Annotated in this window: 25 protein-coding genes and 1 riboswitch; of the genes, 16 read left to right on the forward strand and 9 right to left on the reverse strand. The window is 67.2% G+C overall.

What is annotated here, in order from left to right:
* Positions 1 to 1,208 precede the first annotated feature (1,208 nt).
* The 3 genes from JWS14_RS48340 to JWS14_RS48350 all read left to right on the forward strand — a co-directional run bounded on the left by JWS14_RS48340 (position 1,209) and on the right by JWS14_RS48350 (position 2,945).
* A complete protein-coding gene (locus JWS14_RS48340) occupies positions 1,209 to 1,484 on the forward strand; it encodes a hypothetical protein (RefSeq protein WP_206017224.1) in 276 nt (91 codons plus the stop codon).
* 289 nt (positions 1,485 to 1,773) lie between these two features.
* Entirely contained in the window at positions 1,774 to 2,139 is a 366-nt protein-coding gene (gvpJ, locus tag JWS14_RS48345) for a gas vesicle protein GvpJ (RefSeq protein ID WP_206017225.1), read from the forward strand.
* Positions 2,136 to 2,945 carry a GvpL/GvpF family gas vesicle protein gene (locus tag JWS14_RS48350; protein WP_206017226.1) on the forward strand — a complete coding sequence of 270 codons (810 nt, stop codon included), beginning with the start codon at positions 2,136 to 2,138 and terminating at the stop codon, positions 2,943 to 2,945. The genes gvpJ and JWS14_RS48350 overlap by 4 nt, the downstream gene beginning before the upstream one ends.
* An 82-nt stretch (positions 2,946 to 3,027) precedes the next feature.
* Here the strand turns inward: JWS14_RS48350 and JWS14_RS48355 are convergent, their stop codons facing one another.
* Positions 3,028 to 3,687 carry a pyridoxamine 5'-phosphate oxidase family protein gene (locus JWS14_RS48355; RefSeq protein ID WP_206017227.1) on the reverse strand — a complete coding sequence of 220 codons (660 nt, stop codon included), beginning with the start codon at positions 3,685 to 3,687 and terminating at the stop codon, positions 3,028 to 3,030.
* A gap of 152 nt (positions 3,688 to 3,839) precedes the next feature.
* Between JWS14_RS48355 and JWS14_RS48360 the strand changes: the two genes are divergently transcribed.
* Together JWS14_RS48360 and JWS14_RS48365 are read left to right on the forward strand one after the other, a co-directional pair.
* Positions 3,840 to 3,998, forward strand: coding sequence for a hypothetical protein (locus tag JWS14_RS48360; RefSeq protein ID WP_206017228.1), 159 nt, complete (start codon positions 3,840 to 3,842; stop codon positions 3,996 to 3,998).
* A 595-nt stretch (positions 3,999 to 4,593) separates the two neighbouring features.
* Positions 4,594 to 4,807, forward strand: a riboswitch (cyclic di-AMP (ydaO/yuaA leader).
* Positions 4,808 to 4,815: 8 nt separating this feature from the next.
* Positions 4,816 to 5,397: a transglycosylase family protein gene (locus JWS14_RS48365; protein WP_206017229.1), complete on the forward strand. Its 582-nt coding sequence runs from the start codon at positions 4,816 to 4,818 to the stop codon at positions 5,395 to 5,397.
* 403 nt (positions 5,398 to 5,800) lie between these two features.
* Here JWS14_RS48365 and JWS14_RS48370 read toward each other — a convergent pair whose 3' ends face one another.
* The 3 genes from JWS14_RS48370 to JWS14_RS48380 all read right to left on the reverse strand — a co-directional run bounded on the left by JWS14_RS48370 (position 5,801) and on the right by JWS14_RS48380 (position 10,298).
* On the reverse strand, positions 5,801 to 5,980 hold the full coding sequence (locus JWS14_RS48370) for a YegP family protein (RefSeq protein ID WP_005572760.1): 180 nt from the start codon (positions 5,978 to 5,980) through the stop codon (positions 5,801 to 5,803).
* A 628-nt stretch (positions 5,981 to 6,608) separates the two neighbouring features.
* Positions 6,609 to 7,781 (reverse strand): ATP-binding protein, encoded by a 1,173-nt coding sequence (locus JWS14_RS48375; RefSeq protein WP_206017230.1) that lies wholly within the window; start codon positions 7,779 to 7,781, stop codon positions 6,609 to 6,611.
* 639 nt (positions 7,782 to 8,420) lie between these two features.
* A complete protein-coding gene (locus tag JWS14_RS48380) occupies positions 8,421 to 10,298 on the reverse strand; it encodes an RNB domain-containing ribonuclease (RefSeq protein WP_206017231.1) in 1,878 nt (625 codons plus the stop codon).
* 270 nt (positions 10,299 to 10,568) lie between these two features.
* On the opposite strand from JWS14_RS48380, the gene JWS14_RS48385 reads away from it, so the two are divergent.
* The 4 genes from JWS14_RS48385 to JWS14_RS48400 all read left to right on the forward strand — a co-directional run bounded on the left by JWS14_RS48385 (position 10,569) and on the right by JWS14_RS48400 (position 12,637).
* Positions 10,569 to 10,841, forward strand: coding sequence for a response regulator transcription factor (locus JWS14_RS48385; protein ID WP_206017232.1), 273 nt, complete (start codon positions 10,569 to 10,571; stop codon positions 10,839 to 10,841).
* A gap of 127 nt (positions 10,842 to 10,968) precedes the next feature.
* Positions 10,969 to 11,292 carry a hypothetical protein gene (locus JWS14_RS48390; protein WP_206017233.1) on the forward strand — a complete coding sequence of 108 codons (324 nt, stop codon included), beginning with the start codon at positions 10,969 to 10,971 and terminating at the stop codon, positions 11,290 to 11,292.
* Positions 11,289 to 12,014: a GAF and ANTAR domain-containing protein gene (locus tag JWS14_RS48395; RefSeq protein WP_206017234.1), complete on the forward strand. Its 726-nt coding sequence runs from the start codon at positions 11,289 to 11,291 to the stop codon at positions 12,012 to 12,014. The genes JWS14_RS48390 and JWS14_RS48395 overlap by 4 nt, the downstream gene beginning before the upstream one ends.
* Positions 12,015 to 12,154: 140 nt before the next feature.
* The gene (locus JWS14_RS48400) at positions 12,155 to 12,637 is read left to right on the forward strand and encodes a hypothetical protein (protein ID WP_241031926.1); all 483 of its coding nucleotides are present in this window, start codon (positions 12,155 to 12,157) and stop codon (positions 12,635 to 12,637) included.
* 939 nt (positions 12,638 to 13,576) lie between these two features.
* Here the strand turns inward: JWS14_RS48400 and JWS14_RS48405 are convergent.
* Complete coding sequence (locus tag JWS14_RS48405; RefSeq protein WP_206017235.1) at positions 13,577 to 14,341, reverse strand: GAF and ANTAR domain-containing protein; 765 nt, start codon at positions 14,339 to 14,341, stop codon at positions 13,577 to 13,579.
* 286 nt (positions 14,342 to 14,627) lie between these two features.
* Between JWS14_RS48405 and JWS14_RS48410 the strand changes: the two genes are divergently transcribed.
* Together JWS14_RS48410 and JWS14_RS48415 are read left to right on the forward strand one after the other, a co-directional pair.
* Positions 14,628 to 15,404 carry an ANTAR domain-containing protein gene (locus tag JWS14_RS48410; RefSeq protein ID WP_241031927.1) on the forward strand — a complete coding sequence of 259 codons (777 nt, stop codon included), beginning with the start codon at positions 14,628 to 14,630 and terminating at the stop codon, positions 15,402 to 15,404.
* A complete protein-coding gene (locus JWS14_RS48415; RefSeq protein WP_206017237.1) occupies positions 15,401 to 15,652 on the forward strand; it encodes a hypothetical protein in 252 nt (83 codons plus the stop codon). Before JWS14_RS48410 ends, JWS14_RS48415 begins: the two co-directional genes overlap by 4 nt.
* 97 nt (positions 15,653 to 15,749) lie before the next feature.
* Here the strand turns inward: JWS14_RS48415 and JWS14_RS48420 are convergent, their stop codons facing one another.
* The 3 genes from JWS14_RS48420 to JWS14_RS51430 form a co-directional block, all read right to left on the reverse strand.
* Positions 15,750 to 16,508 carry a GAF domain-containing protein gene (locus JWS14_RS48420; protein ID WP_206017238.1) on the reverse strand — a complete coding sequence of 253 codons (759 nt, stop codon included), beginning with the start codon at positions 16,506 to 16,508 and terminating at the stop codon, positions 15,750 to 15,752.
* A 28-nt stretch (positions 16,509 to 16,536) separates the two neighbouring features.
* Positions 16,537 to 17,241: a GAF and ANTAR domain-containing protein gene (locus JWS14_RS48425; protein WP_241031928.1), complete on the reverse strand. Its 705-nt coding sequence runs from the start codon at positions 17,239 to 17,241 to the stop codon at positions 16,537 to 16,539.
* Between the two features lie 397 nt (positions 17,242 to 17,638).
* On the reverse strand, positions 17,639 to 19,105 hold the full coding sequence (locus JWS14_RS51430) for an aminotransferase class I/II-fold pyridoxal phosphate-dependent enzyme (protein WP_206017239.1): 1,467 nt from the start codon (positions 19,103 to 19,105) through the stop codon (positions 17,639 to 17,641).
* A 416-nt stretch (positions 19,106 to 19,521) separates the two neighbouring features.
* Between JWS14_RS51430 and JWS14_RS48435 the strand changes: the two genes are divergently transcribed.
* Positions 19,522 to 19,845, forward strand: coding sequence for a hypothetical protein (locus tag JWS14_RS48435; RefSeq protein ID WP_206017240.1), 324 nt, complete (start codon positions 19,522 to 19,524; stop codon positions 19,843 to 19,845).
* A gap of 806 nt (positions 19,846 to 20,651) precedes the next feature.
* Here the strand turns inward: JWS14_RS48435 and JWS14_RS48445 are convergent.
* Positions 20,652 to 20,909 carry a DUF7218 family protein gene (locus JWS14_RS48445; RefSeq protein WP_206017242.1) on the reverse strand — a complete coding sequence of 86 codons (258 nt, stop codon included), beginning with the start codon at positions 20,907 to 20,909 and terminating at the stop codon, positions 20,652 to 20,654.
* 93 nt (positions 20,910 to 21,002) lie between these two features.
* Between JWS14_RS48445 and JWS14_RS48450 the strand changes: the two genes are divergently transcribed.
* From JWS14_RS48450 to JWS14_RS48460, 4 genes are all read left to right on the forward strand, one after another.
* Positions 21,003 to 21,167 carry a hypothetical protein gene (locus JWS14_RS48450; RefSeq protein ID WP_206017243.1) on the forward strand — a complete coding sequence of 55 codons (165 nt, stop codon included), beginning with the start codon at positions 21,003 to 21,005 and terminating at the stop codon, positions 21,165 to 21,167.
* A complete protein-coding gene (locus JWS14_RS51065; protein ID WP_241031929.1) occupies positions 21,164 to 21,442 on the forward strand; it encodes a hypothetical protein in 279 nt (92 codons plus the stop codon). The genes JWS14_RS48450 and JWS14_RS51065 overlap by 4 nt, the downstream gene beginning before the upstream one ends.
* Positions 21,387 to 22,280, forward strand: a complete 894-nt coding sequence (locus JWS14_RS48455) for a glycosyltransferase (RefSeq protein WP_241031944.1) — start codon at positions 21,387 to 21,389, stop codon at positions 22,278 to 22,280. Before JWS14_RS51065 ends, JWS14_RS48455 begins: the two co-directional genes overlap by 56 nt.
* Positions 22,281 to 22,508: 228 nt before the next feature.
* Positions 22,509 to 22,775, forward strand: coding sequence for a hypothetical protein (locus JWS14_RS48460; protein WP_206017244.1), 267 nt, complete (start codon positions 22,509 to 22,511; stop codon positions 22,773 to 22,775).
* The last annotated feature ends 135 nt before the right edge of the window (positions 22,776 to 22,910 follow it).

The following is a 22,910-nucleotide window of genomic DNA, read 5'->3' on the forward strand; positions in this document are numbered from 1 at the left end:
TCCGCTCTAATAAACACGAGAAACACACGAACCCTCACTGGAAAGGCGATTTTGATCAATTGTCCAGCAATGTGGACGGTTGTTAAATTTCAATATGTGAGAATATCTGGGGTTTGGTGAAACGTCCCGAGATTGCGAACGCGATAAATGGTGTAAGCGGCGATCGACGATCCCGTGGATTTTCATCACCAGGAAAGGAGTGAATTCTGATGGGTTCTGCAGGAATCGACTTCAGCGTCGCGTTCGAGGCGTTTTGAAGTGGCTGAGCGTCACCTTCGGCGGCGGCATCGGGCTGAGCTGACCGACGGAGCAATCCGGGACAGCGGTGGCCCGACTCGCCTGGGGGCAGCCGGGCCACCGCCCTGATCAGCACGTACATGTACGTAACCGCCTGCTCCACACCATGGCAGGGACTCGGGCGCAGCAGCTCACCATGACCTCCTCGCCGGGGGGTACCCGCAGGCGACGGGCCAGGAAAGGTCGACACCGTGACCCGGATTTCGGGCGCACCCAAAACCGAAGTACACGATTGCAGCATGTGGCGGACAATTCGAATGTCGCGGTTATAAGAAAGCGACTTTGGATGCGGTCGCCAGGCATTTCGCTGCCACTAAAGGTGGCCGGTATTTCCTTTTCGGAGAGGACCGCTATGTTGATCGGACTCGACCCCGCAACGGCCGCCGCGGCCGATCCGCCACTCGGCGACGCGACCACACCCTGGGATGCGCTGCGCAACGTGCACGAGTGCCGGATAGCGGCCCGATCGTGACAACCTTGCGCGGCTCGGCGCTGGCCCTTCTGCGGTTCAATTACCACCTGGCCCGCATACCGTTGCAGTTGGCGGAATGGGGCGTGCTGTCCCGGCTCGACGAGAAGGCCTCGACACGGCTTGCGTATGCGGTAGGACGCGATGAGCGCAGCCCGTTCACAGCGGTGCGCCCGGGGACTTGCGTTCGCGGCGGCGACGTTGAAAGTGCGGGCCGGGACTGCCAGTGATCTGAATCACACATTGAGGTTTGATCTCCTCGCGCCCCGGCGAATTTCCTGCTCGAAGGTGGTCTCGGGCGTCGACGAGTGGGATGGAGCGTGGACGCCGAGCAACACGGGAGGTTGTCTCGGCGATGCACGAGACGGCGGGACCGGTAGGCGGAACCGATCGCGGTGAGCGGCGGACACCACACACAAACAGGAGATCCGAAGTGCTTGGTATGAACATGCCCTGGATGGTCGTGGTCCTGGTGGCCACGCTGGTGGTGATCGTCGCGTCCGTCGGCGTCGCGGTCACCGCGGACGCGGTATCTCGCCGCCGAGTGCACCGATCAGCTGACACTGCCGCCGCGGATCCGGAGTCACCGATGCGCACCGTCGACGCGGCGTCCCGGGTTCACGATTGGCACCGGCTTGCAGTGCCGGCATGGATGACCTGCGTCGGCGCCTCGGCACTCGCGGTCGCGGTGGTCGGCGTACTCATCGTTGTCGGATGAGAGCGCCGACCACCTCGCAAGCGGACCTTGCTGGCGGCGTGATCGACGAGGGCTTTGTGCGGTTCGAACGCCGCAGCGGCGGCCGAGGCACGCCCCGGGCCTCTGCGTCCGGCCGCCGGAGGTGGGCCGAGGCTGATGCGCTGGCGGCATCGGCGATGCCGCCGACTCCGCAAAAGCTTGCGGTCGCCGGTGCCCTGTTCAGGGGGAAGGTTGGTGGGGTACTCGCGGTCGGTCGGGATCGGCGCGCCCAGGCGAAAACACCTGGGAGCCGGAAGTGAGGAGCACAGCGATGACCACAGCGGGTGGTCCGAGTTCGAGCAGCCTGGCCGATGTCATCGACACCATCTTGGACAAGGGCCTGGTCATCGACGCGTACGTGCGGGTCTCGCTGGTCGGCATCGAACTGCTGACGATCGACGCCCGCATCGTCGTTGCCAGCGTCGACACCTACCTGCGGTTCGCGGAGGCGGCGAACCGGCTCGCGATCGGCAGCGAACCGAAGGGTCTGTCCGATCTCGTTTCCGATGTGAAGGGCAGCGGCAGCACGAAGTCCAAGACCAAGGGTGTCCTCGAGGGCGTGGGGGAGACGCTTGGTGAGCTGCTCGCCGGATCGGGAAGCGAACGCGAACCGGCACCCCGACGGAGGCACAAATGACCTCCCCAGAGGACACCGACACCGACGCCGACGACAACAACGACAACAACGAGGGTGCTCGGATGGCCGTGATCTACGTGTACGGGATCGTGCCGGCCGACGTGCAACCCGAAGAGGACGCCACCGGTGTCCACGAGGCCCCGATCGAGATCGTCACCCACGGCGACATCGCGGCCTTGGTCAGCGAGATCGACCCGGACCAACGACTGGGGACCCCCGCGGACCTGCAGGCTCACGCCCGCATCCTCGACGGCACCTCGCACGTCGCACCGGTGCTGCCGCTGCGGTTCGGTGCCGTCGTGTCCGACCGCGACGCGGTGGTCAACGAACTGCTTGCCGAACACGAGGACGAGTTCGCCGCCGCTCTCGAGGAACTGGAGGGCTTCGCCCAGTACCTGGTCAGGGGCCGCTACGTCGAGGAGGCCATCATCCGCGAGATCGTCGACGAGAGCCCGGAGGCTTCCTCCCTGCTCGAGGCGATCCGCGACCAGCTCGAGGAGGTTTCCCGGGATGACCGGATGGCGTTGGGGGAGATGATCGGCCACGCCCTCGAGGCCAAGCGGGAGACGGACACCGGCACCACTCTCGACGCGCTGTCACCGCTGACCGACACCGTCACCGTCCGCGAACCCACCCACGACGAGGATGCCGTCCAGATCGCGGTCCTGCTCGAGGTGGACCGGCAAGGCGAACTCGAGCAGACGGTCGGAGACCTCGCCGCGCGCTGGGACGACCGGGTCACCATGCGCCTCGTCGGCCCGATGGCACCCTACGACTTCGTGGTGGCACCGAAGCCGGAGGGCTGACCGAGGGGTCTGCTGTCAGTCCTCGTCCCGCTGCCCCCTCCAGCAGGTGAAGGGCGGCTGGCGACCGTGACGCTCAGCCACGTCACAAACACCTCGACGGCAAGACCGGAGTCGATTCGGGCGGTGCGGTCGCCGCCGCTCTGTCGTATCGCTGGGTGTCTTTCGCGTCGAAGTAGTCACCGCCCTTGCGTTTCGCTTCGTCGGTTCCCCAGTCCCGGTGCTGCGGAACGGGCTCCATGCGGGGAATGTGCTTGCGGCAGTGAATGTATGCCTCTTCGACCTCCACCATCACCCACCGTTGCGGGATTCGTCCCGGCGCGCAGTCGCCCGGTAGATCCGGGAGTTCGGAGCGCAGCACGTCGTCCTCGACGATCCGCGCCGCGCCGTTGATGTGCAGCCCGATCAGATCGTGGACGAAATCGACGAGCACGAGTCCGACGTGCGGGTTCTCGGCGATGTTGCCGAGACTGGCCATCACCCCGTTGCCTCGGTACTCGGGGTAGGCGAGGGTTTTGGGGTCGATCACGTGCAGGAATCCGGGTGCGCCGGCGCGCAGGCTGTTGTCACATTCGCCGGCCGCGTCCGCGGTGGCGACGAACGCGATCTCCTGGCGGCCGACGAAATCGATCATGGCCGGAGTGAGATGGTCGAGCACCTGTTCGGCATAGAACCGGGCGGCACGCTCGACGGTGCCGTACCGATGCTGGAGGTCTCGTTCTCCGGCGCTACCGATCTGCCTCATCTGTCTCTCCATTACGGTTCGGCATCATTGGCCGGTTCACCCTACGGGACCCAGGCGGGTGCGTCGCGCCGCGCAACAACACCGTGGGAGGGCTGCAACGCGGGCGATCCTGGGCCAGGCATCGGTCGGTGACCTGGGCGTACCGTGAATGGATGAAGACCAAATCCCCTCGAGACGAGCTTGCCCGCCGGCTGGCCGAGCGGGACGAGTTAGTGGTGGAAGTCCTCGAACTCGAGGGCCGGCTGGAGAGGGCCAAACGCCGCCTCGACGAGGTATCCGCCGAGATCGGCTCGTCCGGGCACATCGAGTAGCACTTCTCCGGGGCGTGCAGCACGACCGATGTGGGAGTGTGTACCGGCGGACCGACGAATTCAGCGCTCTCGTCCTGGGTTTCCTGCGGGAGCGCGGCTGCCCTGAGGTGGCCCGCAGAGCCAGGACCGGTCAATGGCCGGCCCGGGAGTTTCGCACGCCCTGCGCCCCATCCCCTCCATCGCAAAGCCTTTCCCCCAGCAGCTGTTCAATGTCGCCCGCTTCATGGTCTACCGGGCCATCGCCGCGCCGAAGACGCACAGCGCCCACCGATCGGACCCTGAGTGTCGGATCCACTCATCCCACCCATCTCCATCTCCGCTCAGGGCACCGGCCAAGGAGATCGTCGACGCACCGCGGTGGCGTGAGCTTCCTCACATAGCGGTCCGGTAACGGAAGGGCAACGGCTCGGCGATACCCGTGTCTCGTTGCCACTAGCTGGGAGGGGTCTCTGTGCGTCCAATGGGGCCCCGCAACAGGCGAAGACACTCCGCGTTATCAAATGGTGACATTGCGGCCTCGGCCCGTTACCGTCGTCACCGGCCGAGGAAACATCGGCCACATCCGGCCCGCCGCGCCAAGCCTCGTCCCGCGGGTACCGGAGTCCCGACGAAGCATTCCAGGGACGAGGACGGGGGACCCAAAGTCCTCCAGGGAACGCAAGTTCTCAGACGGACACCGGTCCGAATGTGCCTCGCACACTCGGATCTTGGGGTGAAGCCAGACCCTCTCCAGCCAGGAGAGGCGAGGCCGGGCGACCTCTCAGCCCGAACCCGACAGCTGACCTCGCAGGCGCGTGTGGAGAGGATCTCGACCACTATGAGCGGACGCCATCGCAAGCCCACCACCACCGGCCGCACCGTCGCCAAGGTCGCCGTCACCGGCGCCATCATGGGTGTCGCCGGAGCAGCCTTCTCGGGCACCGCGAACGCGGCACCCGACTCCGACTGGGACCGCCTCGCGCAGTGCGAGTCCGGCGGAAACTGGGGAATCAACACCGGAAACGGCTTCCAGGGTGGACTCCAGTTCTCCCCGAGCACCTGGAACGCGCACGGTGGCACCCAGTACGCGGCCAGCGCCAACCAGGCCTCGCGTGAAGAGCAGATCGTCGTCGCCGAGAAGGTCCTCGACTCCCAGGGCTGGGGCGCATGGCCGTCCTGCTCCTCGAGCCTCGGCCTGAGCAGCGCACCCACCCAGCGCACCGCCCCCGCAACCGTGCCCGAGGCCCCCGCGGCGCCGGCACTCCCCGACCTCACGGGCGGCGTCCCCAGCACCAGCGGCACCGCGCAGTACGCCGGTGTCGTCGACAGCGCGATCGAGGCCGTCAAGGCTCAGGGCATCGCGATCGATCCCCAGATCCTGCAGCTCATCGACGCGAACAAGGGACTGCTCCCGCAGTAATCCCCCGCGCCTCACAGAAGAGGGGCCCTGCACCGATCCGGTGCAGGGCCCCTCGTGTGTCGTCGGGTCAGCAGTTGGGTATGGGTGCTGATCAGGGGTGTCCTTCTCATTGGCGTTGCTGACAATGGAACCGTGGTAGGCATCGCGCACGACGTCAAGGTCCTACCGCAGCGCCAGGACCTCAACTTTTACGAGAACCACCTGACAACGCTGCTCGCGAAAACGGCATCGGCGGAGCCTCCACGGCGAATGTTCGTATCCGGTTTGAGTAAGTCGATAATCCGGGTGTATGCGAGACGATTTCCCTTTGTGGCGGACCGAGGGGTGCTGGGTCTGCGCCGCCCGAACCGAATAGCCTGCCACCGGAGCGTTCCCGTCAGCGCAAGGCATGCGTCCGTTCAGGTCAGGTTAGGTCCGCGGTTGGAGCCGTTGCCGCATTGGCTTTGATTGAGTCGATCCCGTTTTGAGCCGCCGCCTTCGAGGTGTAGCCCTGGCTGGCCGCGATGATCTCGCCGTTAGCCGCCTTCAGGTGAAACCGGAACTGGCCGGCGGTGTCCTTGAACAGCTCGAACTTCGCAGTCATCGCTCCTCCTCTGGATGAGTCCCCGGCGGACGCGGACCATGCTCACGGTAAGCCGATCGAACACGCATCGACAACGAAATGCACGATTCCCCCACGGAGGTCAGCTACCAGGCATGGCCGTTGAGTGCCCGGAAATGATGCATCTGATGAAATACGGAGCAGTCTAGTTTACATATTAATTGTCACCGGCAATCGAAAATAACTGCCTGCCAACGATTTTGGCGCACCACTCGATTGAGGTGATCGTTGCGGGGGCGGGGGCGAGGCGCAGTCGGGGTAAGCCCTTCGCGGAGGTCGGTCTCCGATTGATCGTTTCTGCGCACGGATGCGCCGGGCTCCCACCCAACACCATCGGCTCGACCAACCTCGTCCACATCCATCGCATCGGCACCGACGACTTCACCTCACACTGAACTTCATCGGATCACCGAGACGTGTGTACCAGAAGTTCTTCGATCCAGGTTCCCGGGAAGGCCACCATCTCACTCATCGGTGCGGGCGACTTCTGTAAGAGGACGTTTCCGCATCGTTGTTCAGGGATAATTTTTCGGACACACCTGACTCTGAGACTGCTACACGAATGCCGGCAGCGAGTGCGCTATCCGAGTCGGCGCGTGAGACCGGAGTTTCAGGCGGTGGGCTGGCGTCGAATGAAGTCGGCCATTCCCGGGACGGTGAACGCGATGCGACCGTGTTCGGGTGACCAGATGAGGCCCTTTTTGATGGCGGAATCACGGACGTCGCTGACCGCGGTCGTCGCCACTCCCATGGCTGCGGCGACCTTCCCGGACCGGGGAGTGGGTTCCCCGGTTTCGGCGATGGCGCGCAGGTATCGGCGCTCCCGGTCGGTGGCTCGGGTCCACCGGGACGGGAAGAACCCGTCGTCCAAGGCTCGACGGCCTTCCTCGACGGCGAGGTGGGCGTCCTCGGTATTGAAGGGGGAGGCGGGGGCGGTGTGCCAGATCGCCTTGCCGAACTCTTGCAGGAAATATGGGTAGCCGCCGCTGGCTTCGACGACGATCTCGAGCGCGTCCGGGGTGAACGCACCCCCGTGCGCCTCGACCGGGACCCGGAGCGCGTCGGCGGCATCGGCCGGGGTGAGCGGGCCGATGGTCCGGTAGGAGAATTGCCGTTCGGCGTAGGAGCGGCTGTCGGCGAGCACCGCCGGCAGGCTGGGTAGGCCGGCGCCGATGACGAAGAACGGCCATTCCCGTTGGCTGGCGCGGTGTTGCACCGCGAGCAGGGCACCGAGCAGGTCGGGGTCGAGGTCCTGCATTTCGTCGATGAACAGTCCGAACGCGGCACCCTTTTTGCCCATGACGTCGCTGATCGCTTCGACCAACTCCTCGAGGTCGAGGTCGATGTCTCCGCTGGCGGCCCGCCCGCCGAGGGCGAGTTCGATCTTGGCCGGGCCCAGCCCGACTCCGAGGGTGAAACCCCGCGCGAGGGAGACGAGGTCGTCGATGACCTTGTGCAGTTGATGTTTGCGGCTGAAGCGGCGCAGACCGACGGCGAGTTCGTAGCCGAGGCGGGCGCGGACCGCGGCGATCCCGGCCTCGTTCGGTCGGGCCTCGATGCTGATCGCCAACCATCCCTGCCGCTCGGCGTGCTCGGCCAGGGTGTTGAGCAGGGTGGTCTTGCCGACCCCGCGGAGCCCGGAGAGCACCATGCCGCGGTCGTAGTTGCGTTGCTTGCTGCGGTCGACGAGGAGGTCGAATTCCTCGCGCTCCCGGTCCCGGCCCTCCAGGGCCGGGGGCCGCAAACCTGAGCCGGGTTTGAACGGGTTCAGCGCGGGATCCATATCGACAACTATAGACGTTTATGGAAAAGAGTCCATAAGTTCCTATAACTAGCTATAGCTGCCTTTAGGTCGGTCCGATCTCCGCTGCTGCGGGTGCCCCGAATCCGTGGTCCTTGTCCGTCGCCGAACCGGGACACACATTTTCGTGGCCCGGCGACTATCTAGTGGGGAGTGGGGGGAGTCGCAGCATAATCGCAGTTCAAGTGGGCTAAAAAGGTGGTCGATGAGGTGGGGAGTGAGGATGATAAGCGGAACTGAATCGGATTCAAAGACACTCGATCTCGGGTCGGTAGCGCCCATGTCGGCGATGCCGGTCAGTTGTCGTCGGCGCCGCAACGCCGCGGTGCGGATACTCCCCTGACACATCGGTCGGAAATCTCGCATCAGCACTGGTCTCGACCGGCTGCCCGACGACCTGCTCTCGCCCGAACCGGGGTGTGGTGTCCCTGCGTCATTCTGTTTTCGGATCGAGGGGAGTCGGGATGTCGATGCTCCGATCGATCGACGGCGCTCTTGTCCGGCCGCCACGAGAGTGCCGCGTTAATCGGCGGGCCTCAGGCGGCTACCCGGGGGCAGCGGTTCAGCTGTCCCGGCGCCCGACTGGTGTCGCCGCGGTAAACACAAGACCGCGCGGCGCCATCATTGCCGGGCGAAGAGTGCCTGGATGAGCGCGGTGGCCGATGCGGTCTTCGCCACGGTTTTCGTGGTTGCGTCGGCGGTGGCGGTGTGGCCGGCGAGGTGCACGGTGGCGGTGAACCGGGGTGCGTGCGGGGGCCCGTCGGTGTGGAACGCCCACACGGGCGGGGGCTGATTGTTGTTCTGGGCGAGGCTCATCAGCCAGGCGGTGGGGTTGGACAGTGCCTTGGATTTCTTCGCCCCGTCCAGGTTCAGGGCGGCCGGAGCGGTCGTACGGTGTGGTGCCGCGGATTTGGCGGGACCGGAATCCTCCGGCGCCGGCGGGGGAGTCGTTGGCTGCGGGGATGGCTCGATGGTAGGCCAGTCCGGTGCTGTGTCGGGGTGGTCGGTGCCGATCAGTTGCGCGCGCACTGCCGCCCAGAGGGCGGCCTGTTCGGCCGGTTTCTTCGCGGCCGCCGTGGCCCACGGCCCGCGAATGCTGCGGTGGGTAGCGCGGGCGGCGAACAGTGGGTTGTGGTCGGCGCCGTTGCGCCGGATCTCCACGTCGGTCGGCGGTTGATCGTGGGCTTGCCGCCACACCGACACCACGCTGGGTCCCATCTCCGGGTGGGTGGCGGCGAGAGTGTCCAGGACGCGGAGTTGGATGGGAAGCCAGGTGGGGTCGGCGGCGTCGATCAGGACCGCGACGTCCGGGGCGGTCATCAGGTCGGCGTCGACGCGGCGGACGACCTCGGCGGCGAGTTCGGCCCGAAGTGGTCCGGCGGCTTCGGCTTTGAGGACCTTGTGGAATCGTCGACTGTCGAGGGCGGTGAGATCGGCGGTGGCCGCCTGTTCGGCGACGATGCGTTGGTCGGCGTGTTTGAAGTGATTCTTCTTCGCTTCCCGGGCGGCGCGGGTGCGCCGGTTCAAATCGGCGCCGAGGGCCGCCAACTGATCCGGGGTGTAGGGGGTGGGGGAGTGGTCGAGGTGGGCGAAGATGATCCGCTGGTTGATCAGGTCGGCCACCCGGCGCAGCGGGGAGGTGACGTGGCTATAGCCGCTCAACCGGAGACCGTAGTGGCCGTGGACCGTCGGATCGTAGGTCGCGGCCCGCAGCGTCGACAGCAGGCGCCCACGGAGTTTCGCGAACAGGTCCGGGTCCCCGGCCGCGGCGGCGATCTCGGTCATCAGCTCGTCGGTGCTGCCGGCGACCGGGTTGGGGCGGTGGTTGCGGAATAGGATCGGCAATCCCTGCTCCACACACCACAACGCCACCGCTTCGTTGGTGGCGATCATCAGCTCCTGCACGATGACGTAGGCGACGGTCCGCAGTTCGGCGGCGATCGCCACGATGGCCCCGTCCTCATTCGCCGCCCAACCTTGGGTGAGGTCGTAGAACGCGAGCGCGCCGCCGTCGCGGCGGGCGGTCAGCAGGACCTGCGCGGCCGCATCCGCCGCGGCCAACTGAGGGTGCAGCGGATCTGCCGGGTCGGTCAGAATGCCAGGCACCTGTGTGTGATCGACGGCCACGCACCGGCCCGACGGAATCTCCCCCCGGTCGACGGCGGTGTCGACCAGCCGGCCATCGGTGGTGATGGTGCCGGTGACCCGCAGACTGGTCCGCACGGCTTCGGCGGTCAGGGTGGCCGCCTGCTCGGCCGTGTCGCCGAGCATCGGAATGGTGCGGCTGCGCAGGTACCGGGTCTCCGCCCGCAGGAACGCCTGCTCGTCGGCGACCGACCCCAGTTCGACGACGTCGGCGACGCCGGCGAGATGAACTTCGATCGTCCACCCGCGGCCGTCCGGGAAGGGGGTGACGGAGAAGGCGTCGTCCCGGTCCCGCGCAGATGCCGAGTCGATCATCAGCAGCGTCGACACGTCGGTGACTGTTGAAGATGTCATGGTCGCCGTACCCCCTTGGTTCTACAGGACTCCGACGATAACCAATCTCCACCTGGGCGCGGTGGTGACGCGCCTGCCGGAGCAGCACCTGCCCGTCATAAAAACCGGCCTCAGGTACGGTTTGTTCACCGCTTGAACAACGGACAAAACGGACACCTGTCGGTGTCACGAGCCTGCGTGGTGACCCATCCGGATGGTGCGCCGCATCGAATCACGCAGTGTGTGTGCTGCCGCAAGCGTCGCGGCGACTCGAGAAGGTGAGATCACTACATGTCGGTTCCCGACTCCCCGCCGGACTCCCTCGGGGAATCGCCACGGCGGCCCGCGCTCACCCCGCGCGAACTCGAGATCCTGCGGCTGTGGCTACGAAGCGAAACGAAGGTCGTGGCCGCAACCGACCTGGGAATCAGCCTGGGCACGATCAACACCCATCTGATCCGGATCCGGGCGAAGTACGCGGCCGTGGGCCGCCCCGTGACCGACAAGACTGGCCTGCTGATCCGGGCGCTGCAGGACGGGTTGGTGTCCCTCTCCGAGCTCTGACGCCTGCTTCTCTGAAGGCCCCATCACACGCGCGAGCGCTACAGAAGGTGTCGGCTGGTCGATCTCGAGGTGTATCGGGTCGCCGGGGCGAGGCCTGGTCGTCGAGCCGCGCTGCTCGGGTGTTCTCGTGGGCGATGATTGCTTCCTGCCAGTCATGCTCGGTCGGCTCGGCGTGGTCGCGGGCGGCCGGGGGCGGCACCCCGAGCTGCATAGCGATCTGTGCCCACGGCGTGCCCGCCCTGAGCGCCTCGATCACCGCTCGGGTGAGGAGATCCTCGGTGCGGCCGCCCCCGGAGACGACATCAGCGCTGTCAGCATCCACCGGAAAGCTGCCCAACCCGGCCCGCTCGATGAGCGCGAGATAATAGTTCCATCCATGCGATCTATCGACCGCACTGAAATCGTGATATTTCGCTCTGACGTGCAGCGCGAATGCGACGATGAGGTATGAGCTCAGACGGGGACCACGCCCTCGGACGGGGTGGTTTCGAGCGCCGAGTGCGGAGCGAACTCGAGCAGATCGCGCGGGATCTGCGGGCCGAGCACGCCAGCATCGGGGCCACCTTGGAGGTGATCACCCGGTCTGCGCGGGTCGTGGTGCCCGGGACCGAGGAGGCCGGCATCACCCTGGTCACCCGGCGGGGTGGGTTTCAGTCGCGGGCGGCGACGTCAAAGTTGCCGACGCTGATCGACGATCTTCAGTACCGGCTCGATGAGGGGCCGTGTGTGCAGGTGATCTGGCACCACGACACGGTCCTGGTCACGGACATGGCCACCGAGCGGCGCTGGCCGAGGTTCGCGCCGGAGGCGGCGGGGATCGGGGCGCGGTCGATGTTGGTGTTCCCGCTCTACACCACCGAGAAGGCTCTGGGTGCGTTGAGTCTGCATTCGAGCGGGGCGGACGCGTTCGACGAGACCGCGGTCAGCGTCGGGTCAACGCTGGCCACGCATGCGGCGATCGCGTTGATCGCCTGCCAGCGGGAGGAACAGTTCCGGGATGCCCTGGTCTCTCGGGAGACCATCGGTCAGGCCAAGGGGATGCTGATGCAGCGGTACTCGATCGACGCCGCGCAGGCCTTCGCACTCCTGGTCACACGGTCCCAGCACACCAACATTCCGGTCCACGAGGTCGCCCAGCACATCGTCGAACACGGCCCCGACCCCGCGAAGTGACGTCGATGGCGGAAATTCGTCGTTCGAGACGGCACTCTCCGTGATACCCCCGGGTGCGCGAGACCCACACGTCGGGAGAGCCGCCCCGGGCGCCGCACCGGTGCGGTGTGCACCCCGGTGCGGCGGGGCACTCGGTGGTCATGGGATCAGAGACGGAGCGGCCGGTCGATGCGGCGGTCATCGGTGGACGGTTGGTGGCGCTGGTCGCGGACCGCGACAGTGCCACGCTCACGCACGCGCTGTCGGCGATGGCGTTCAATCCTCGTCCCGGCCGCGGGCATCCGGACTACGAGCAAGTGCTGACCTGGGTAATCGAGTCGATCGCCGAGGTGATCGTGGCCCGGCTCGGACCGGTACCACCGGGACAGGATTTCGGGTTGGATGTGCACCGCAAGAACGGCGGGGAGGTCGACCCCGCCACGATCCCCAAATCCCGAGACTGGGTGCTGGGGACGGTAGGAGCATTGCTGTCCGAGAACGTCGACGCCGGTCGGGAGCGGCTCGCGGTTGCCGGGCGGGAACCGGATCCGGTGCAGCGGGCGACCTTGCTCGCGGACTCGTTGATTTGGCTCGACTTCCTCCTCGATGTGGCCGCTCCCGATCCACCGGACCTCGTCGCCTGAATGCGCCGACACGGCAGGCCCGGGTGTGTACCGCCGAACAGCGGATGCGAGGCGGCGTGGGGTAGACGGCCCACGTTGACACACTGCTCCAGCGTTCATTGAACAGGTCTACGGACCCGCGATCACTTCGCCGCGGGGAATGGGCAACGTCGGTGCGGCGAGTAGAGGGGGTTAGGGAGACTGGCTGACAGCAGGCGCGTTGCGGGAGAGACTGTGAGCGGGCATCGACAGTGACGCGGAGCACCTGCGTGGCGGTGGTGACCAGCGGCATCAGCAACTGCCGGCTGAGGCTCGTAGCGAAGGAGCACGCAGTGCCCGAAAAGACTCTTCGGCCCGCACGCCCGGCCCCTGACCCAGTGCCACGACCGCGGGCGGGTGCGGCGCCGTCTGCGTCCGCCGGGTGGTGCGTCACACGTCGGTCATCGGTTCCTGCCGAAGGTGAGCAGGACCCTGATGTCGAGGATCCGAGGGAGTGTTCGTGGTTCCCGGATGGGCCGATCGTCTGGCCCGACCCCAGCCCGCTCACCGCGTGGTGGGAACAGGTACTCGGCGAGTCCCCCTCGACTCCCTGAGCGGGGTGGTGCCTCGGTTGTACCGCGGTAAAAAACGCGCGCGATCGGCCGAGGACTCCTGGTACGTCCCGAACGAACTAGTACGTCCCGAACGAACTAGTACGTCCCGAACGAACTTGTGGGGGCGCAATTCTCATACACCGGAGGTGTGTCGCCGGGCCTCGCGCGGGCCGGTGATTTCGACAGGTGCCCGCGCGCGGCGGCGGCCCCTTCGAGGGGCCGAAGGGGTTCCGGTGTGGTCCCGGGAGGGGTCTGGCCGCGGCTGCGGATTGCGGGGATCCGGGACTTGCGGCGTAGTTCGCGAGTACCCCGCTCACACCGCGCTACGCATCCCCATCCACCGGGGTTCGTGGTGCCGGTGGCTGATTCAGCGATGCTGGTCGAGTGAGGTGACGATCCGGTGGGCGATGGCGGCGAGTTTGACGTTTTCGCGTTGGGAGGCGTCGACGAGGGACGCGAAGGCGGTGTCTTCGTCGATCCCGCGGGAGGCCATGAGGGCACCTTTGGCCTGTTCGATGACGCCCCGGTTCTCCATGGCGGTTTTCAGGCCGGACAGGTCGTGGTGGGCGCGGTCGAGGTCGCGGGAGAGGCTGATGATGGTTTCCCCGACGGTGGTGTAGATCGTCAGCAGGGCGGCGTCGAGGTCGCTGAAGCCGTGGCCGTCGACGCTGTAGAGGTTGAGGGCCCCGATATGATCCTCGGCCAGGCGCAGCGGCGCGGACAGGTAACTGCGCACCCCCAGACTACGAACCGCGGCGGCGAAATCGGGCCAGCGTTCCGGCAACTCGTCGAGTTTGACCCTGACGACGGTGCGGGTGGCGGCGGCTTCGAGGCAGGGGCCCTGACCGGTCCGGTACTGGTCGGCGTCGATGTCGACCACCCGGGGGTCGGTGCACGCGGGGGTGGTCGCGAGCCCGTCCGGGTGGACGAGGGTGATGCCGGCCATGTGGGCGCCGGGGATGGTGTCGACGGCCCATCGGCACAGCTGCTCGAGGAACGGGGTGGTGGCGGTGGTGGGCTGGCGGGCGACGCTGAAGCGGACGCGCAGCTGATCCAGGGCGGAGGCGACGGCGTCGACCCGGGCGATGACGTCGAGGTCGAGCTCGTGGTCGGGCGAGAGGTTCTGAGACATCGGTGATCTCCTCCGGCAAACACGCGTCAGGCACACCTCACCTGCCGCTGGGGGGGTGGGCAGGCTTCTCTACCGCGGTAAACGAACCAATTCTACGAGGTCCGGGATCGGGGCCGTCTCCTCCCTGCGCTGGTCCGAGTCGGTTTCCGGCGGATGTCGGGGGCGTAGTGTTCGAGGTGAGGCGATGAAGACGCCTCCGCTAGCTTCCGCGTGGCCCGAGTGCGACGAAAAAATGCCGCCATGTCCAGTGAGGACGCTGCCGGCAACGCGAAAGGGCGGTGCAGCGGTGAACGATTTCGATCACGACCGTCTCGGGGTGTTGATGTCCGATCTGGTCCGGTCCTGGACCGCGCCGACGGACCTGAACAGCACCCTGTGTGCGGTGACGCAGGCCGCCGTGGACCTGATCCCGGGTGCGGACAGCGCCGACATTTTGACTATCGCCGGACGGCACCACTACGAGTCCCACGCCCCGACGTCGGCCGTGCCGGCCGATCTCGACCGAGTTCAGGCCCGTTTCGGGGAGGGGCCGTGCGTCGACGCCGCGGTGGACGGGTTCGTCACCCGCAGCGACGACCTCACCGTCGAGGTGCGGTGGCCGCGGTTCACCCCGCAGGCGCTGCGGTCGGGGGTGTACAGCATCGTCTCGTTCCGGCTCTACACCCATACCGCAACCACCGGCGCGCTGAATGTGCTGGCCACGACCGCGCACGCGTTCGACGACGAATCGATCGTCATCGGGGAAGTGTTGGCCGCGCACGCCGCGATCGCGATCACCGCCGGCCGGCGGGAGTCGCAGTTCCGGTCCGCGCTGGTCAGTCGTGATCTGATCGGGCAGGCCAAGGGCATGCTGATGGAACGGTTCTCGGTCTGCGCGGACCAGGCATTCCAGATCCTCGTGACCCTGTCCCAGGACTCGAACACCCCGGTCGCCACGGTCGCGGAACGACTCGTCCACCTCGGCTCCGGTCCAGGTCCAGGTCCAGGTCCAGGTCCACGTCCAGGTCTCGGTCCACGTCCAGGTCCCGGGCACGTCCCTCGGCTGATGCCAAGAGGACGGTGACCGTCGTGCCCGGCCCGGAGACCACGTTGCGCGAGGCCGCGCTGCGGCTGCGCCGATTGCTGACATTGCGCGCCGCCCGCGGGGAGAGCATCGGGATCCTGCGGCAGTGGGGTGGATTGTCCACCGAGCAGGCGACCGGTGAGTTCGACGCCGACTGCGTCGGGTCGACCAGCACCGCCGAAGCCGACAGGTTGCGCGGTCAGGTCGACGCCGCCGCCCACGGTCGGTCGGACCCGGACTGGCCCTAGGCCTTTCGATCTCGCTCCGTTCGGCCGCAAACCCGGCCGCAGGGTGTGCGTTGTCCCGTTCCTTGTCCGGACACCGATCGGCGGCGGCGGCGGGAAGCTACTCAGTCTCGATTGCGTCTGTCTCGGTGAGTTCGATGGGGTGCAGGGTGCCGTCGGTGATCCGCCGTGCGAGTTCTCGCAGCGGTATCGCGTGGCGACGGCTGTAGTCGTCGAGCAGTCCGCGGGCTCGGGCGGGGGAGACGTCGAGGGTGCCGGCGACGAAGCCGGTGGCGTGGCCGGCATGCACGCGGTCGTTGAGCAGTCCCAGCGTCCGCTCCGCCAGCCGGTCGGCGCGTTGGTCGCCGGTTTCCTGGGTGAGCTCGAGCACGATCAGGGCGGCGAGCAGAGATGCGAGTCGGTGGTCGTCTCGGTCGAAGTCGGTGGGCCGCGTGTAGAGGACGTTGAGGCCGCCGATGGTGCGGCCGTCGAGGACCATCGGGACCGCGAGGATCGCCCGGTATCCGAGGTCGCGGGCGACAGCGGCGAACTCGGGCCACCGGTCGGGGTCGACCGTCAGGTCCGGGACCGCGAGCATTTCGCCGGTGCGGATGCACTGCGGGCACGGCCCGCTGCCGTACTGGGTCTGCAGCAACTCCACCAGCCGGGCCCGCTCGTCGGAGGCGGCGACCACCCCGACACCACCCCGGGGGTCGACGACCATGATCCCGACCGCGGCCGCCGACAACAGCTCCACCCCGAGCGTGCTGATCCGGAACAGCGCCGCCCCCACGTCGTGCCGATCATCGATGAGCGCTCCGGCGACCTCCGAGAGTGCGTCGATCACCCGGGCGCCCGGGTCCGGGCTGTTCTGCGGCATGGGGGTTCGCCTCCTGGCTTTCATGGTCTCACTCGCCGAGGTCGTCGACGTCGATACGGTGGGCGATCACGTCCCGGGCGAGCTCCAGCACGGTGCGGTCGAGCAGGAAGGCGTGCCCGCGGAGCCGGGTGAAGGCGTCGCCCAGGCTGATCCCCAGGCGTGCGGCCAGCATCCCGGTGGCGATGTTCACGTCGTGGTACGAGCCCATCCCGGGCAGCCAGTTCTCACCCGAAACGTGGGTCTGCTCGTTGCGCCGGAGCAGTGCCAGGGTGATCAGGTCCGCCAGCGCGGCGGCGTCCGCCCGCGCCCGCCCCGCGAGCGTCCCGGGGGTGCGCCGATACAGATCCAGGGTGCCCAAGATGATGGCACCGAACTGCAACGGGAACGCGAACGCCGCACCCATCCCCAGTGTCTGGGCGGCATCGGTGAATCCCGGCCAGTGCTGATCGGCGATGTCCAGGCTGTCCACCAGCACCGGCTCCCGGGTGCGGAAAGCCTGCATTCCCGGTCCCTCGCCGAGGGTGTACTGCTGGTCCTCGAGCGCTGCCGCCCAGTCGTCGCTGGCACCGAGCAGGTCCTGGGCGGTCTCGGTCGCGCGCAGCGTCACCGCCGCGGCATCGACTCCCGGCACTGCCGTCACGCAGTTGCGGCACACCGACAGCGCCCAAACATGCTGTCCCGGAACGCCCGCAGCGTCCGCGACGGCATGCCACAACGACCGCCGATCCTCCACGAATCACATCCTCTACCTGAACCACGCTCCCGGTTCTCACCCTACGAGACCGAAGGCGCACCGGATGGTGTCGTCACCGAAACGCCGCCCAGTGCGCGGCTGGCCCGGGTGGCGGGTACGGTCGGTCTCAGACAACTTCGGTGTTCCGGAGCATCAGAGCCGTCGAGGCTGCACCAGTTCACATCCAACAGCTGGTGCAGCCGTACGGCGGATGGGTGTCTCTTCAAACCACGCTGTTCCCTGAGCTCCTGCGACGACAACCACGAGTGTCGTCATGTCAGCTGGTGGAGTCCCAACCCATGTCGAATCGTTCCCGGCTTGCTCGAACAACCGTGGCACAGATGGTCGGCGGACCCCGACCATCTGTGCCACAGCGTCAGCCGATTGCTTCGGTCGGCTAGCGGTGGGCGGCCACCCGCAACGTTTCCAGGGTCGAATCGGTGGCATCCGGCACGGCCATTCCCGCGGCGTGTCCGGTGCGCAGGTAGTCGATGACGGCGGTGTCGAGTCGTTCGCCCGGCACGACGGCGGGGATTCCCGGCGGGTACGGGGTGAGTTGTTCGGCGGCGATCCGGCCGGCCGCCCGGTCGGCGGGGATCATTTCCGATGGTCCGAAGAACGCCTCGGCCGGTGCCATCTCGGATTCGAGCTGCAGCTCGTTCGGGCTGGGCAGATCGATACGCGGTGCGGGCGTGAAGGACTCAGTGGCGGAACGCATCTCGGCGAGGGCGTGAACGAGTCGGTCGGTGGTGGCCTCGTCGTCGGCCATCGACAGGGTGGCAAGGATGCGCCGGTGATCGGCCATGCCGACATCCAGCCGGCAGTGGCTCCGCAGCCAGTCGGCGCACTGGTAGCCGGTCGCGCCGGTGTCGCTGACGTCGATCAGGATCTGTAGGCGGTCCAGGTCGTGGGAGGCTTCCTTGCCCAGCAGGCGGTCCTCGAGGACATTGAGACCGTCGATGGCGTCGATGCGTCCGCGGGTGCGGCGGGCCAGGGACAACGCCGAACCGAGGAGCTCCGTGCCGTGCTCGACCATCTGCCGGCGCCATCCGTCGAGGGCGGAGTAGATCATCACGTTGGGGCTGGTGGTCATCAGCAGGTCGGCGCACGCGGACAGGTGGGCGCTGTCGACGAGGTCGCCCTGGACGTGGAAGACCGATCGCTGCTCGAATCCGGCACCCATCTTGTGGACGCTGACGACGCAGATGTCCGCGCCGGCGTCCATCGCCCAGGTCGGTAGGTCGTCGTGGAAGGGCAGGTGCGCTCCCCAGGCCTCGTCGATGATCAACGGTTTGTCCCGCTGATGGCACACGTCGGCGATGGCGGCGATGTCGGCGCAGGTGCCGTACGGGCTGGGGCTGACGACGATGGCGCCGGCGGCATCGGGGTGCTGCTCCCACGCGGTGCGCACCTGCGCCGGGGACGGTGGGTGGGAGAAGTGCATGTCTTCGTCCCACCGTGGGGTGATCCAGCGCGGGGTGACCCGGCTGAAGATCAGGCCCGCGACGATCGATTTGTGCGAATCGCGGCCGACGAGCAGCCCGCCCGGGTCGTTACCGGCGACGGCCATCATCGCCGCTTTCACCGACAGGGAGCTACCGCAGGTGGAGAAGAACGCCTGATCCGCCCCCACCGCCTCGGCCATGAGGTCCTCGGCGTCGGCGAGATAGTGGTTGCTCGACGTGCGGTCGTCCAGGCCGGAGGCGGCGAGAACGTCGGACCGGAACGGATCGCTGCCCAATACTTCCGTGACGCGTTCGTCGGCGCCGCGGCCCTGCCGGTGCCCGGGTGGGGTGAAGCCGTACCGGTCGAGGCGGTGGTAGTCGGCCAGGGCCTCCAGCATTGGTGCGTGTGACTGATCCATACCGGGCCGGGTACCCACCCGATCGCACCGCGAAATCCGCAGGAGTCTGCTCCTGTCGATGGCACCAGCACGTCCACCACACTTCCGCGTTCGGGGACAGCGACTTCCGGCGCCGGGAGATTTGTGCGCACGCTGTTCGACCTCCGGAAATACTGTCCGGCGGGGGAGGGAACGCTCTGGTGTGTGGAGAGGAGACGCTCTGGCTGGCGGCCGCCTGGACGTCGGTCTCCGCGGTCCGTGAACGGTCCACCTTTCTCGCCGGTGGACGGTCTGTCCCACGACCCGTGGTTACCGGACCGCGGCGTTTCCGGGCCCTTTTGCCGGGGCACTCGACCACTGTCGGTGGGTGGGCAAAATACTCCAGGGGATGCCTCACCGCCGGACCTGTTCGCGGGGGCCGAAACGCGGAGGCACACATGGGTATGCAGGTGCGCGACACCATCGACCACGACGAGATCCGTCGGTGGATTCAACTCCACCATGGTGCACCCGCCCGAATATCGGACCCGGTGTCGACGAGGGCGGCGAAGGTTCTGCTCGTCGATTTCCTCGGTGCCCGGTCGGGTCACTATTTCGAGCACATTTCGTGGGCGGAGTGGTTCGCCTGGTTCGACGAACATTGCCTGTGTTTCCGGTGTCCCGCCGATCCGGAGAGCGTGGCGTTTCAACTGATTCCGCGGGCAGCGACTGTGCCGAGGGCACGGGTGGCCAGCGCCAGGGTGGTCAATCTGAGCCCCTGACGGCGCACCCGTTCGTCCGACTGTGACGGCGCCCGGCGCGGTGTGAAAAGTCCTCTGCGGAGTTCTGGAACGAGTCAGTACCCATGTCCGGTGTGGGAGTCGCTCCTGCGCTCGTACCGGACCACGGGAAGGCGGTATCTACCGATCGGAACCGTCGTGGCATGTCCTCGGCGAACAGATTCTCGCGTCGGGCTGGTCCATCCGCTCTGTGGAGGGGCTTGATCCATTCGGTGGTCATGATCGAGGCAGCCGCTGACCGTGCGAGGTCTTCGCTGCGGGTGCGGATCAGGAGCGGTCCGACCTTGATGTGGGCGGCGGGGGCCAGGTCAGCAGTTGCCAGTGCTGGCGTGCGATGGCCCGTGCACTGGCGGGGTGGACGTCGACGGGTGTCAGGTTGGCCGCGCGGTCGGCGATGGAATTCGTCGATGAAGTGGGCGAAGTCGAGATGGTGCCACGTCGAGGAGTTCGTCGAACGCCTGATCCTCGGTGCAGCGGCGGGCCGTCATCACAACGCGTTGCGCCGCCTCGAGTTGGGTGCGGAAACTCGTCTCCTCGAGGGGGCGGGCTGGGGGTGGCTTGTCATCGTCGTCACCGCGCTCGGGTCCCGCAAGCGCGACGATCACCAGCCGAGTCGCTTGCGTCTTTCACGATCTGCCCTTTCGCGAACGCGGCGTCGCTGTCGGCGGGAGTCGTTCGGTGTCGTGAACCAGAGGTGTCATCCCCGGACGCCTCCCGGTGATGGGACGCCGCGGTAGATCTTTCGATGCGACCGACCGGGTCGATCGCGCTTGCGGGTGCAGGGAGCGTCAGTGGTGGCGTAGCGCGTCGATCAATTCACCCTTGCGCTTGGACGAGTACCCCGACAGTCCGACCTCTTTCGCCTTCTTCTTCAGCTCGTCGACGGTCCAGTCCTCGTACGACTGTGACTTGCCGCCCTTGCGTCCGGTGCCGGACCGGCCACGGTTGGCGGCCGAGTTCGCGATCCGCGCCGCCTTCTGTTTCGACGCACCGTCCTTGCGGACCTCCTGGTACACCTTCTCGTCCTTGATCGATGACCGTGGCATGACGAAGTCCTCTCGCTGGTTGCCTGCTGACCGCGTACCCGGATTCCGTGTTCTCTCACCACGGGGGCCGTAATTGATAGCCGGGGAAACTGCGTGACCTCGCGCTACTGCGGGTACTCCCGTCAGATGCGGCCCGCGGTGCTCGACATCGGTTCCAGCTCGGCGCAACTGCAAGCGGACGCCTGGACCGAACGCGAATCACAGCGGCGGGCACTGGCCCGCGCACACCACGACCTCTATGAGCGGGCACTGTCGTGACCGGGGCGCCGCTGCGGATCGCGCTCCTCGCGTCCAGCCGACACCCGATCCGGCAGCCTTTTGCGGGTGGTCTCGAGTCGCATGTGTGGTGGCTGGCGCGCGCCTTGTCTGCGGGCGGGCATCGGGTGACGTTGTTCGCCGGTCCGGGCTCGGATCCGGCGCTCGATCGTGCGCATCTCGAGGTCCGGGCACTGGAGATGAGCGCGGTGGCACGGGCGGATTCGTCGATGCCGTCGACCCGGTTCACGCAGAGCATCACGCGTATCTGCAGCTGATGCTCGATCTCGCCGGCCCGTTGGCGGGAGCGTCGACGTAATCCACAACCACAGCCTGCATTATTTGCCGGTGGCCATGGCGGCCACCGTCCCCGCCCCGATCCTGTGCACGCTGCACACACCGCCGACCCTGTGGCTGGAGTCGGCCATCGCGGTCAGTCGCGGGCACGGCGCCGAGTTCGCGGCGGTGAGCGCACACACCGCCGCCGCCTGGGCGCATGTGGTCGGCGACATCGAGGTCATCCCCAACGGGGTCGACCTCGCAGCGTGGCCGGTCGGCGGTGGCGGGCGGCGTCTGATCTGGTTCGGCCGTCTGGTACCCGAGAAGGGTGCCCACCTCGCGATCGCCGCAGCGCGGCGCGCCGGATACCCTCTGGTGTTGGCCGGCCCGATCAGCGACACGAAGTACTTCGAATGCTCCATCGGACCCAGCCTGGGTCGGGACGTCGTCTACCTCGGCCACCTCGAGCAGCCCGTACTGGTCGAGGCGATCGGCGGGTCCGCGGCGGCGCTGGTGACACCGGTGTGGGACGAGCCCTACGGCCTGGTCGTCGCCGAAGCACTCGCCTGCGGCACCCCCGTGGTCGCGTTCGCCCGGGGCGGGATCCCGGAGGTACTCACCCCGGACTGCGGCCGGCTGGTCCCACCCGATGACCTCGACTCCTTGGTGCGAGCGATTCCGGAGACCGTGCGACTCTCCCGCCCGGCTGCACGGACCCGGGCGACGGAACACTGCTCCGAAAGCGTCATGGTCGACGCCTACGTGGACACCTATCGGAGCCTGACGCAAGCGCAGCGCCGCCGGAAGACATTCCGCCCCAACAAGGTGACCTCGTGATCGGCTACAACATTCGTCACCACGGGCGCGGAAAGAGCTGCGCCGCTCGCGACGCCGGTCACCGCGGTGTCGTCAGCGCCGCCCGCGGGCACAGAGCGTTTCGCCGATGTCCTCTCCCCGGCCCGGGACGACCACACGGCCCGCCGTGAGTCCGACGGCGGCGGACGGCACTCCCCGCACCGGGAGTCCTTATCGGATTGGGATCCGGTGAACACTTACCGTGGAGTCATGCCGAGCTACACCACCGCGTTGGACGTGAAACCTCAGAAGCACCCCACCTTCGGCGGCAACGACGGGCCCGGTCTGATCGCTTCCGTCGGTGTGCACGCCGTGAGGTGGCCGGACCCGGAAGGCAGGGCATGGGACGAGGTGGAAACGGTGTGTGGTCGGCCGACGCGGGGAATGGAGCAGCAGCCGCATTTCGATCCCACCGAATGGCCGCTACCGAAGTGGCGGGACAAGGCGTGCTCGGTCTGCGCCGCCCGAACCGGGTAGCTCGCCGTCCTCGGGACACAATCTCGCTGTCAGGCAGGGCAATCCGAACACGGGCGATCGAACACCATCCCGCACAGGTGCCAGCTCCGGCGGAAATAGGACTGCCGGGAACCGGTGTGCAGAGGAGAGGTGGGC

It is taken from the genome of Rhodococcus koreensis, assembly GCF_017068375.1.
GTDB lineage: Bacteria > Actinomycetota > Actinomycetes > Mycobacteriales > Mycobacteriaceae > Rhodococcus_F > Rhodococcus_F koreensis.